This window comes from Acinetobacter haemolyticus, from assembly GCF_003323815.1.
Classification (GTDB): Bacteria; Pseudomonadota; Gammaproteobacteria; order Pseudomonadales; family Moraxellaceae; genus Acinetobacter; species Acinetobacter haemolyticus.
Map to the genome: position 1 here is coordinate 1,507,506 of NZ_CP030880.1, position 11,755 is coordinate 1,519,260.

Consider the following 11,755-nt stretch of genomic DNA (forward strand, 5'->3'; position numbering starts at 1 on the left):
GTCGCTATGAGCGCTGAACAACAACTTGAGGCCAGTAAATTTCAATGGTCTTTTTTACTGCCTAAGTATTGGGGAATATGGATTGCTTTACTGATTTTGATGGTATTCGCAATTTTACCTTGGGCAATCCAATGGCGTTTAGCGGATCTTTTATCTAAAGTTGCATGGAAAGCTTTGAAATCTCGCAGAAAAACTACAATTAGGAATCTAGAGGTTTGTTTCCCTAATAAAAGTGAGTTAGAAATACAAAAGGATGCACAACAAGTTTTCTTGAATATGATGCTTGGTTTGTTTGAGGCATTAAATGCTTGGTATAAGCCAAGTTGGTTTAAAAACCGAATTCATATCCATGGATTACAACATATTGAAAACGCACAACAGCAAGGGGTGCTATTGTTAGGAACACATACTACACTTTTAGATGCAGGTGGTTTTGTAAGTAGTCGTTTCTTTGATTTTGATGTGGTTTATCGTCCACAAAACAATCCTCTACTTGATATGTTGATTCGTAGATGTCGAGCCACGATTTATAAGAATCAAATAGGCAAAGATGATATGAAAGGCTTAATTCACAGTCTAAAAAATGGGCATGCCATTTGGTACAGTCCTGATCAGGATTTTGGATTGAAGCAAGGGGTTATGGCGCCATTTTTTGGTGTTCAGGCTGCGACATTAACAGCGCATCGACGATTGATGAAAATTACCAAAGCATTGGCTATTCCTTTATTCTTTTATCGTGAAGGTGATATAACAAATCCGCAATATCATATTTTATTAGAACCACCTTTAGAAAATTTTCCAAGTCTTGATGAGATTGAAGATGCGACGCGAGTGAATTTGATTATCGAAAATCAGATCAGAATGCAGCCAACGCAATATATGTGGTTTCATCGTAGATTTAAAACAAGAATCGAAGGACAAGCAAAAATTTATTAATTGAACACCCTTAAGTTTATTGGCATGGTCGAAACTATAGTGTAATAATTAAACGGATTACTTTTTGGATTTTGATATAAGACCATGATTCAGATTGATTTAAATAGCGACTTAGGTGAAAGCTATGGTGCATGGAAAATGGGCAATGATGATCAAATCCTTTCTGTGGTCAGTAGTGCTAACATTGCCTGTGGTTTTCATGCTGGTGATCCACAGAATATTTTAAAAACGTTAAAACAAGCAGCTCAACGCAACGTCGCTGTTGGTGCACATGTTTCTTATCCTGATTTGGTTGGCTTTGGCCGCCGAAACATGGATTTGTCTTATGATGAATTATTTGCAGATGTGTTGTATCAGATTTCAGCTTTACAAGGTTTGGCTCAGGTTGCGGGAACATGCGTTAAGTATGTAAAGCCACATGGGGCGTTATATAACACCATCGCTACAGATTTAGAACAAGCCCAAGCGGTGATTGATGCGATTCAACAATATGACGCCAGTCTCGTGTTGGTTGGGTTAGCTGGATCATCGTTGATTCCCTTTGCCCGTAAGCAAGGTTTAGCGGTGGTTTCAGAAGCGTTTGCGGATCGTGCTTATCACAGCAATGGTACTTTGGTCTCTCGTCGTCTAGACAATGCTGTGATTCATGATACTGGGCTGGTTGCACAGCGGGTATTAGATATGGTGTTAAAAGGTGGAGTGGAATCGATTGAAGGCGAGTTCACCAAGATTCAAGCCGATACCATATGTGTGCATGGCGATACGATGGGTGCTGTACAAATGGCACAAGAGATTCGACAAACACTGTTAGCACAGCATATTCAAATACGTAATTTTGTGGGTTAAGCCTTTTTGACCATAATAAAAAGAGTGATGAGATGCGGTTTTTATCAGTTAATTTGGATTGTGTGTTAATTGAATTTCCTAGTTTAGAAGAAACAATTGCAACGTATCATTTTTTACAACATAGCCAGCATCCTTATATTCAGGAAATGATACCCGCAGCCCGAACGATATTGGTTTATTTTGATTGTTTGTGTATTGATGTAAAAAAATTAATCCAGTGGATTTCAGCGCAAAAAATAAAACAAAACTTTTTCAATACAGGCAAAGAAGTTGTTCTACAGGTTGATTATCAAGGCGCTGATTTAACCCATGTTGCTGAGTATTTGGGAATCAGTGTTGATGAGGTTATCTATAAGCATACTCACAGTCATTGGCAGGTTGCATTTATTGGTTTTGCCCCAGGTTTTGCGTATTTGGTCAGTCCTGATCATCCATTCACCAGTATCCCGCGTTTGGCCTCGCCACGAAAGAAGATTCGGGCTGGATCTGTGGGTTTAGCGGGTGAATATAGTGGTGTTTATCCAAAAGATAGCCCTGGAGGCTGGCAACTGATTGGTCAAACAGATGAAAAAATGTGGGATATTCATCGTGCTCAACCTGCTTTATTGTTACCCAGTGATCAGGTCATTTTTAAAGATGTTCGCAATCATCCAACACAGATTTCTGTCCCCGATATACCCATTTCTATTCCAAAAAGGAATGAAAAATCAGCAGTATTCGAAGTTAAAAATGTCGGTTTACAAGTCTTAGTGCAAGATGATGGGCGTAGAAATATGTCCAAACTGGGTATAGGACGAGCAGGGGCGATGGATGATCGTGCTTTTAAAAGTGCGAATCTAATTGTAGGCAACCCTTCTGATGCGGCTGTCTTTGAAATATTGAATGGTGGATTGCGATTGAAAGTATTGCAATCAACAGTGATTGCAGTGACAGGTGCAGCAGCAGCGCTTTGGATAACTTATGCGAACTCGAACAAAGTTCAAGAGTCATTATACCAGCCGATTGCTTTAGACGCTGGTGATGAAATTTATATCTCGCCACCTCAAGCAGGACTTCGTAACTATTTGGCTATTCGTGGTGGGTTTGCTGTTGAGCGTGTGCTAGAAAGTGCAAGTTATGATGTTTTGGCTGAGTTGGGACCATTACCGATTAAAGTTGGTGATCAAATTTATGCTGATCAATTAAAAACACAAGCTGTAAACTTAGATCAATCGGCTATTACTTTACCAAGCAAGGGTGAGACGGTTGTGGTTGATGTCATACTCGGACCTCGAGTGGATTGGTTTAATCCACAGAGTGTGGATCTATTATTTAGTCAAGCTTGGTTAGTCACCACAGAAAGTAATCGAATTGGTCTAAGACTATTGGGAGAGCAGCCGCTACAACGACAAATAAACCAAGAGTTACCTAGTGAAGGATGTTGTACGGGTGCAATTCAAGTTCCAGCAAATGGTCAACCAGTTTTGTTTATGAATGACCATCCATTAACAGGGGGGTATCCAGTGATTGCCGCGGTAGCACCGTATCATCTGGGGCTGATTGCTCAACTTGCAGCAGGGTGTTTCATTCAATTTAGAAAAATTTTAGATTTTATGGATATCGCATCACATGAATACACAGCATAAACTTTTAATCGCTAATCGTGGGGAAATTGCGGTTCGTATTATTCAAGCTTGTCAAGATTTGGATATTCGTTCAGTTGCAGTGTATGCAGATGATGATATTGATAGTTTATATGTCCAATATGCGGATGAAGCATGGGCGCTGTCGGGGGTGACTGCCAAAGAAACCTACTTAGACATTGATAAAATTTTATCGATTGCGCGACAGGCACAGGTAACGATGATCCATCCAGGATATGGTTTTCTGTCGGAGCGTGCGGATTTTGCTCAAGCTGTCATTGATGCTGGATTGATCTGGATTGGACCATCGCCAGAAAGTATTGAGAAACTAGGAGATAAAATACAAGCACGTAAAATTGCTCAATCTGTTGGTGCACCTTTAGTTTATGGGACGGAACAACCGCTTAACTCTGCGGCTGAAGCAGTCAATTTTGCTCAGCAATATGGATTACCGATCGCAATCAAAGCTGCTCATGGTGGTGGAGGGCGTGGTTTAAAGGTGGCTTGGCGGTTAGATGAAGTTGCTCATTTATATGAGTCTGCGGTACGCGAAGCGCAAGCTGCATTTGGGCGAGGTGAATGCTTTGTAGAGCAGTATTTAGAAAAACCTAGACATATCGAAGCACAAATCATTGCTGATCAACATGGTCAAGTGGTGGTCGTTGGTACTCGTGATTGTTCTTTACAGCGTCGTAATCAAAAGTTAGTCGAAGAAGCACCTGCACCTTTTATCAGTGAACAAATTTATCAGCAAATCATTCAGTCGTCAGTCAATATCTGTCGAATGGCAAAATATGTGGGTGCAGGAACAGTTGAATATTTATTGAGTCAAGATAACAAACTTTCGTTTCTTGAAGTGAATACACGATTACAGGTTGAACATCCTGTGACAGAACAAACTACAGGCATCGATTTGGTTGTAGAGCAAATCAGAATCGCCTTGGGTCAGCCACTTTCGATTCAGACAACTCCTGAGCCTCAGGGGCATGCAATTGAGTTTAGAATTAATGCAGAAGACCCTGCACGTGGTTTTATACCTGCGTTTGGTCAAATCACTCAGTTCGATCCACCATCCGGAATCGGTATCCGTTTAGATCGAGGTGTAGGAAATGGAAGTCTGGTGTCCAGCCATTTTGATTCTTTGATGGCAAAATTGATTGTGACTGGAGCTACGCGGGAAATAGCGATTCAACGTGCTAAGAGAGCGCTTGCTCATTTTAAATTAGAAGGGATTGCTTCTGTATTGCCATTCCATCAGGCGATTTTAACTGAACCTGATTTTGTGGATGAGTTTAAAATTCATACGCGTTGGATTGAGCAGGATTGTTCACATTATTTTGCAGTACAGCCTCGCAGTCAAAGATCAGATCAAATGACATTGCAGCGCTATCATATTGAGATTGACGGTAAACTGCATGAGATTGGGTTGCCTTTAGCGTTCTTTCAAATGGAGAACAAGCACAGCCCAGATGTCCATAACAATGTTAAACAAGTTTCTAAAAACGAAAAAGCTGTACTTGCACCGATCAATGGTGTCATCAGTGCTTGGAAAATTAAAGAGAATGATCAAGTGCAACAAGGTGATGTGATTGCCATGATGGAGGCGATGAAAATGGAGGTTCCTGTAATTGCTCACTGCACAGGAAGGATTCAGCATCTAAGAGGTATAAATTTGACCATAAATGCAGATGAGGAAATTGCGAGAATAGAAGGATAGCAAGTGAATTATGTAAGCCATTAAATCTACTTGAGATTTAATGGCTGTATACAGATTAACGACGGCTGTTATTATAAATCGCCATTGCAGCAGGTAAGTTCTTACGCATATCTGCAATACGTTGTGTATTTGATGGGTGAGTGGATAAGAAAGCAGAACCACTCTTGCCATCTAAGCGGTTCATTTTTTCCCATAAAGTAATGGCTGCATTTGGATTGTAGCCTGCTTGAGCCATCAGCATTAAACCGCCGTAGTCAGCACGACTTTCTAGGTTACGAGAGTAAGGTAAGCCGATACCAATTTGGCTGCCTAGATTGATTGCTGCATTACCCGCTTCACCAATGTTTGCACCTGCATAAGAGGTACCAATACCAATTGCTAAGTTAGTTAATGCTTGAGCGCCAATTTTACTTTTCGCATGTTCTTCTAAAGCATGCGTCATCTCATGGCCCATGATTGCAGCAATTTCATCATTGGTGAGATTAAGCTTATTTACAATGCCTGTATAGAAGACGACTTTACCACCTGGAGCGACATAAGCATTGACGGTATCTGATTTCAATACAGCGAGCTGCCAGTCAAAACGTTGACCTGTTTGGTTAAGTTTATCTGCATGCGGTTTTAGACGATTAAATACCGTGTTGATTCGTTGGTAAGTTGCAGAACTTGTATCAAGTTGATTTTTTGCACGGGCTTCTTGAGTCATTTGTGCAAAGCCCTGTGCTGATTGTGCATTGAGGGTTGCAGTATCGGCACCAGCCATTTCAGCAAACGATGCGCAGCCAGAAATGGTCATCACAGTGATTGCACAAAGGCTTAAAGCGAACTTCTTCATACTTATTCTCTCCAAATCAGTATCTTATCAATATCAATATACTTAAGCCGAATTATAAAAAAAGTTGACCATTCTTTACATTCTGATTATCTCTATAATCATAGTAATTATGTAATCAAAAGCCTATTGATTTTGTTCTTTTTATTCAAAAAATAAAGCCAGTGTGAACACTGGCTTTTTATATGACGGTGATCTAAATTAATCAATCTTCATCATCATATTCATCTTCAGGAAAGGTATTTTCCTCTAAAGACGCATCAAAAATTAAAATTGCTTTACCATCAGTTTGGATCATGCCTTGGTCTTCAAGTGTTTTGAGGACACGACCAACCATTTCACGAGAGCAACCGACAATACGACCAATCTCTTGACGAGTGATACGAATCTGACGACCATTCGGTAAAATCATTGCCTCTGGTTGAGCAGATAAGTCGATTAAGCAACGTGCAATACGACCTGAAACGTCGATAAAGGCAAGGTCAGTTACTTTACGAGTTGTGTTTTTAAGACGACGCACCAGTTGAGCAAATACTGCGTAACTTAAATCAGGATACTGTTTACTTAATTCATGGAAATTGTCATAAGAAATCTCTGCAATTTCGCATACATCTCGAGTGCGTACTTCAGCAGTACGTTGAGGGTTCTTTTCAAAAAGACCCATCTCACCAAAGAAATCCCCAGGGTTCAAATAAGCAACAACGATTTCACGTTCATCATCTTCACGTAAAATAATTGATACTGAACCTTTTAAAATTAAATACAGTGATCTTGATTCCGTTCCAGCGTCAACAATCGTGGTGCGTTTAGGGTATCTGTTAATATGAGCACGTTTTAGCAAAGCTTTTACTGATTCAGGTAGTTGGCCTGGAGACAAAGCATCAGTGCTAAGATGTGAAAAATTTGAAGTCATGCTTAAAATTTCCGAATTTGGATGAAACCGATCGCACAGGCTCGTTTGAGCTTTTTCTACACAGAAGAGATGAAATTCCTTATCAACTCATTTTATGTTAGTGTACAAGAACAGAGTAAATTTATAACGTTTTTCGGGTAGTTGCAATGCAAACAAGTGTACATTGGTTAGAGAATGTTGCTTTTGAGGCGAAATCAGAAAGTGGTCACAGTTTAGTGATGGATGGTTCTGCTGAATATGGTGGTGAAAACCGTGGCCCACGTCCTATGGAGTTGATTTTAATGGGACTTGGTGGGTGTGCTTCGTTTGATATTGTGACTATATTAAAGAAATCTCGCCAAGATGTGACAGGGGTCATATGTCAGCTAAAAGCTGAGAGGGCAGACACAATTCCAGCAGTATTCACCAAAATCCACTTACACTTTGTGGTCACAGGGAAAGCGGTGAAAACCAAGCAAGTCGAAAAAGCCGTGGAATTATCAGCAGAAAAATATTGTTCAGCAAGTAAAATGTTGTCTGATGGTGGTGTAGAAATTACACATGATTTTGAAATTGTTGAAGCAGAATAGACGGAAAACTATTAAGTTTATCTAAAAGGTGATCTATTTAACATAGATCACTTTTTTTTAGGTTTTATTTTAGAAACAACTGAGGATCAACACGTGCATTGTTAAGACTCATTCCCCAATGCAAATGTGCACCTGTGACTCGCCCAGTTTTACCCACTAAGCCGAGTACCTCACCTTGGCGAATAGATTGCCCTTTTTCTACATTAATTTTACTAAGGTGACAGAACATGCTGATTAAACCTTGACCATGATCAATCAGTACGGTTCTTCCATTAAAAAAATAATCACCAGTCTGAACAACAATACCATCAGCAGGTGCTACCACTTTTTGTCCAACTGGTGCCGGAATATCTAAACCAGAGTGAGGTGCACGTTCTTCGCCATTAAAGAATCGCTTGCGACCGAAAGAGTTACTGAATTTCCCAGCTGTTGGTCGAATAAAATTTGGTATGCTTTTCCATGTACTGGTTGTAAATGACTCATAAACGCTATTCTGCTCTTTAGCTTCCTGAGCATAACGATCTAACTGTGCTTGACTAGGGTTGACATAGTCTTGATTTTTAATGGTAAGCCGTTGTTCAGCATATGTATAAGGTCGGATTTCGATTTGAATCGGTTTGCTGTTTGTGGTGAGCTGTAATTGACCAACAGGTGTAGAAAGAGGGATACCTAGCACAGCATAACGTTGTGTACCTTCTTGCGTGATTAACACAGGCTTTTGTTGATAAAAGACTTCTGTAGTTTCTGCCGTTAAAGGAATAACAGCAACTCCACCAGCGCGACGAGAATCTTGTGGAAGTTGTGCATATGCCGAATGAGTAGAGACAAGACAAGCTGCGCCAAGCAATATTGTTTTTAAATACATGAGAGCCATTTTTGATTCAAGTAAAGTGTTAAGCTAAAACGTCGGATTAAGAATCACAATAAGGATTTTGTTCAAAATGCGATAGATCGAAAAATTAAACAAAATATACTTGAAATAGATTGTTTATAGACCCATATTATGACTGAGTTTTATTCATTGTTGTTTTAATAAAATATTGAAAAATATATAAATTTTATTTGAAATTTTAAAAAACGTTCCCATCTAAGTGATAAGTTAAAAATTTGTTGTGAGGAATAACAAGAATGCGTTTTGAAAAATTTACAAACCGCTTACAGCAAGCGCTCTCAGATGCACAATCTTTGGCAATGGGTAAGGATCATACTGCTATCGCAGGGATTCATATCTTGACAACTTTATTAGAAGAGCCAGCCAATTTAAGTTTGCTGCAACAGGCGGGCGCTCGTTTGCCAGAATTAAAGCAAAAACTTGAGCAAGCTATACAAAATGCACCGACACTGGCAAATCCAACGGGTGATATTAATCTAAATCCTGAAGCGGTAAAGGCATTAAATCTAGCTGATCGCTATGCTCAAAAAGCAGGTGATGAGTTCTTATCAACCGATTGGGTGTTACTTGGTTTAGCTGAGACAGGAGAAACCAAGACGATCCTCAATAGTGTCGGTGTAACCTCAGAAAGCTTGCGTAAAGTTATTGAAAATATTAGAGGAAATGACAAAGTCATGAGCAATAATCACGAAGATCAACGGGACTCACTGAATAAATACACCATTGATTTAACTGAACGAGCATTAGCGGGCAAACTTGATCCTGTGATTGGTCGTGACGATGAAATTCGCCGTACGATTCAGGTGTTATCTCGCCGTACCAAAAATAATCCTGTATTGATTGGTGAACCGGGGGTAGGTAAAACTGCAATTGTTGAAGGTTTAGCCCAACGTATCGTAAATGGCGAAGTGCCAGAAGGATTGAAGAATAAACGTGTCCTTTCACTGGATTTGGGTTCTCTCCTTGCTGGTGCAAAATACCGTGGTGAATTCGAAGAGCGTTTAAAAGCAGTACTTAAAGACCTAGCTAAACATGAAGGTGAAATCATCCTGTTTATCGATGAGCTACATACACTCGTGGGTGCTGGAAAGGGTGATGGCGCAATGGATGCAGGGAATATGTTAAAACCTGCTTTGGCACGCGGTGAGTTACGCTGTGTAGGTGCAACGACTTTAGATGAATATCGTCAATATATTGAGAAGGATGCTGCACTTGAACGTCGCTTCCAAAAAGTATTGGTGGATGAACCAAGTGTTGAGGATACCATTGCGATTTTACGTGGTCTAAAAGAGAAGTATGCAACTCACCATGGCGTGCAAATTTTAGACTCTGCGATTATTGCTGCAGCGAAAATGTCGCATCGTTATATTACTGATCGTCAATTACCAGATAAGGCGATTGATTTAATTGACGAAGCAGCATCGCGTATCAAAATGGAGATTGATTCAAAGCCTGAAGCTTTAGATAAACTTGATCGTCGTTTAATCCAGTTGAAAATGCAATTGGAAGCCGTGAAAAAAGATCAAGATGAAGGTAGTAAAGCTGAAGTCAACCATCTTGAACAGCAAATTGCTGAAAAGCAAAAAGAGTACAATGATCTTGAAGAGATTTGGAAAGCTGAAAAAACACTGGTTGAAGGTGATAAGAAAGCGCAAGTAGAATTGGACCAAGCTCGAGTTGCTTTAGAAAAAGCAAAACGTGAAGGTGACTTAGCTGAAGCAGCACGCTTGCAATATGGTGTGATTCCAGAGTTGCAGAAACGACTAGAGCAGGCTGAGATTGCTGAGGAAAACGAAGAACCAAAACTTATTCGTACCAAAGTGACTGAGAACGAAATTGCGGAAGTCGTAAGTGCGGCAACAGGTATTCCAGTAGCGAAAATGTTGCAAGGTGAACGTGAAAAACTTCTCCATATGGAATCATTTTTACATAACCGTGTGGTTGGTCAAGATGAGGCTGTGGTGGCTGTTTCCAATGCAGTACGTCGCTCACGTGCAGGTCTATCAGACCCGAATCGCCCTAGTGGTTCTTTCTTATTCCTTGGTCCAACAGGTGTGGGTAAAACCGAGTTAACCAAAGCGCTAGCAAACTTCTTGTTTGATAGTGATGATGCCATGATTCGAATTGATATGTCCGAATTTATGGAAAAACACTCTGTCAGTCGTTTGGTTGGTGCTCCTCCAGGCTATGTGGGTTATGAAGAAGGTGGTGTTTTAACTGAAGCCATTCGCCGTAAACCATATAGTGTGGTGTTGTTTGATGAGGTAGAAAAAGCACATCCTGACGTGTTCAATATCTTGCTGCAAGTATTGGATGATGGTCGCTTAACAGATTCACAAGGTCGTGTGGTGGACTTCAAAAATACAGTGATTGTGATGACCTCCAATCTCGGTTCACAAGATGTACGTGAATTAGGTGAAACGGCGACAGATGATGAGGTTCGAGCTGTGGTGATGAGTGCTGTAAGCCAACATTTCCGCCCAGAGTTTATCAACCGTATTGATGAGCTGGTGATTTTCCATTCACTGAAAAAAGCTCAGATCCGCGGCATTGCCGATATTCAGTTGGATCGTTTACGTTCACGTTTGGCCGAGCGCGACATGCGATTAACTGTGGACGATACTGCATTTGACCTATTGATAGATGCTGGTTTTGATCCTGTTTATGGTGCTCGTCCATTGAAACGAGCAATCCAACAACAGGTAGAAAATAATTTAGCTCAGAAAATTTTATCTGGCGAGTTTCAAGCAGGTGATAACATCTTGATTAAAGGTGAAAATAGTCAGCTTGTATTTGATAAGGTCAAACTGAGTTAAGCTTAAAATTTTATCAATTGAACAAAAAGATGGTGATGAAAATTGCCATCTTTTTTTGTTTATATGCTATTGATCAGTTTTTTTTAGGAATATGCTGAATAAGATTGCAGCTTGATGAAAAACTTGATAGTTTCAGAACAAATAAGAAAAAGATTCAGGATGAATTGCAATGAAAAACAAGCAACATTATTACGCAGGTATTTGTGTAATTTTGTGCATGGGTATTTTGCCTTCTTCATTTGGGTGGAGTGCTCAACCGATGCCAGAATCAACCTTAGCACTACAAACAGGATTGGCAACGAGTACCTTGCCGAATATTATTTTCAAAGCCAACCAAGATGCTTTGCAACCTGAGCAAGAGCGTTGGCGTATTCAACGTGCGTTAAGTGATCGTTTCTTACGTGAAGTGAGGATCAGTATGCTGGAAGATGGTTCACTATCACCTTACGAAGAACAAAAGAAAAATACGGTTTCAGATAGCCGTGATAAAAAGAGGGCAACCTTGAAACCACATAAAGAGTCTCCTGATCGATTTATGGTCTATGAGTTTGAATCGACGAATATACATGGTGAAATCACGATTACTGTAAAGTAATCGTGATCTGAAATGTT

10 protein-coding genes are annotated in these 11,755 nt (G+C 40.1%); 7 read left to right on the plus strand and 3 right to left on the minus strand.

The features are described 5' to 3' along the window. Window positions 1-6 precede the first annotated feature (6 nt). From DS737_RS06850 to DS737_RS06865, 4 genes are all read left to right on the plus strand, one after another. Entirely contained in the window at window positions 7-936 is a 930-nt protein-coding gene (locus DS737_RS06850) for an LpxL/LpxP family acyltransferase (protein ID WP_075315449.1), read from the plus strand. Between the two features lie 84 nt (window positions 937-1,020). After that, the gene (locus DS737_RS06855; protein WP_113997167.1) at window positions 1,021-1,782 is read left to right on the plus strand and encodes a LamB/YcsF family protein; all 762 of its coding nucleotides are present in this window, start codon (window positions 1,021-1,023) and stop codon (window positions 1,780-1,782) included. Between the two features lie 32 nt (window positions 1,783-1,814). Next, a complete protein-coding gene (locus DS737_RS06860) occupies window positions 1,815-3,407 on the plus strand; it encodes a 5-oxoprolinase subunit B/C family protein (protein ID WP_113997168.1) in 1,593 nt (530 codons plus the stop codon). Continuing rightward, window positions 3,391-5,121, plus strand: a complete 1,731-nt coding sequence (locus DS737_RS06865; protein ID WP_113997169.1) for an acetyl/propionyl/methylcrotonyl-CoA carboxylase subunit alpha — start codon at window positions 3,391-3,393, stop codon at window positions 5,119-5,121. Before DS737_RS06860 ends, DS737_RS06865 begins: the two co-directional genes overlap by 17 nt. 55 nt (window positions 5,122-5,176) lie before the next feature. On the opposite strand, the gene DS737_RS06870 is transcribed toward DS737_RS06865, so the two are convergent. Together DS737_RS06870 and crp are read right to left on the minus strand one after the other, a co-directional pair. Continuing rightward, complete coding sequence (locus DS737_RS06870) at window positions 5,177-5,956, minus strand: M48 family metallopeptidase (RefSeq protein WP_004639486.1); 780 nt, start codon at window positions 5,954-5,956, stop codon at window positions 5,177-5,179. Window positions 5,957-6,158: 202 nt separating this feature from the next. Then, window positions 6,159-6,866 (minus strand): cAMP-activated global transcriptional regulator CRP, encoded by a 708-nt coding sequence (gene crp, locus DS737_RS06875; RefSeq protein WP_005082645.1) that lies wholly within the window; start codon window positions 6,864-6,866, stop codon window positions 6,159-6,161. A 146-nt stretch (window positions 6,867-7,012) separates the two neighbouring features. Here crp and DS737_RS06880 point away from each other — a divergent pair, with 146 nt between their 5' ends. After that, a complete protein-coding gene (locus DS737_RS06880) occupies window positions 7,013-7,435 on the plus strand; it encodes an OsmC family protein (protein ID WP_005082647.1) in 423 nt (140 codons plus the stop codon). A 64-nt stretch (window positions 7,436-7,499) separates the two neighbouring features. Here DS737_RS06880 and DS737_RS06885 read toward each other — a convergent pair whose 3' ends face one another. Continuing rightward, window positions 7,500-8,300, minus strand: a complete 801-nt coding sequence (locus tag DS737_RS06885; RefSeq protein WP_162784538.1) for a peptidoglycan DD-metalloendopeptidase family protein — start codon at window positions 8,298-8,300, stop codon at window positions 7,500-7,502. 263 nt (window positions 8,301-8,563) lie between these two features. Here DS737_RS06885 and clpB point away from each other — a divergent pair, with 263 nt between their 5' ends. Together clpB and DS737_RS06895 are read left to right on the plus strand one after the other, a co-directional pair. Further along, the gene (gene clpB, locus DS737_RS06890; RefSeq protein ID WP_113997171.1) at window positions 8,564-11,143 is read left to right on the plus strand and encodes an ATP-dependent chaperone ClpB; all 2,580 of its coding nucleotides are present in this window, start codon (window positions 8,564-8,566) and stop codon (window positions 11,141-11,143) included. A 169-nt stretch (window positions 11,144-11,312) separates the two neighbouring features. Further along, entirely contained in the window at window positions 11,313-11,738 is a 426-nt protein-coding gene (locus DS737_RS06895) for a hypothetical protein (RefSeq protein ID WP_004639475.1), read from the plus strand. The last annotated feature ends 17 nt before the right edge of the window (window positions 11,739-11,755 follow it).

Bases quoted from the DNA above. Each gene is read 5' to 3' on its own strand.
- DS737_RS06850 (WP_075315449.1), top strand. From the start codon at position 7: ATGAGCGCTGAACAACAACTTGAGGCCAGTAAATTTCAATGGTCTTTT.
- DS737_RS06855 (WP_113997167.1), top strand. From the start codon at position 1,021: ATGATTCAGATTGATTTAAATAGCGACTTAGGTGAAAGCTATGGTGCA.
- DS737_RS06860 (WP_113997168.1), top strand. From the start codon at position 1,815: ATGCGGTTTTTATCAGTTAATTTGGATTGTGTGTTAATTGAATTTCCT.
- DS737_RS06865 (WP_113997169.1), top strand. From the start codon at position 3,391: ATGAATACACAGCATAAACTTTTAATCGCTAATCGTGGGGAAATTGCG.
- DS737_RS06870 (WP_004639486.1), bottom strand. From the start codon at position 5,956: ATGAAGAAGTTCGCTTTAAGCCTTTGTGCAATCACTGTGATGACCATT.
- crp (WP_005082645.1), bottom strand. From the start codon at position 6,866: ATGACTTCAAATTTTTCACATCTTAGCACTGATGCTTTGTCTCCAGGC.
- DS737_RS06880 (WP_005082647.1), top strand. From the start codon at position 7,013: ATGCAAACAAGTGTACATTGGTTAGAGAATGTTGCTTTTGAGGCGAAA.
- DS737_RS06885 (WP_162784538.1), bottom strand. From the start codon at position 8,300: ATGTATTTAAAAACAATATTGCTTGGCGCAGCTTGTCTTGTCTCTACT.
- clpB (WP_113997171.1), top strand. From the start codon at position 8,564: ATGCGTTTTGAAAAATTTACAAACCGCTTACAGCAAGCGCTCTCAGAT.
- DS737_RS06895 (WP_004639475.1), top strand. From the start codon at position 11,313: ATGAAAAACAAGCAACATTATTACGCAGGTATTTGTGTAATTTTGTGC.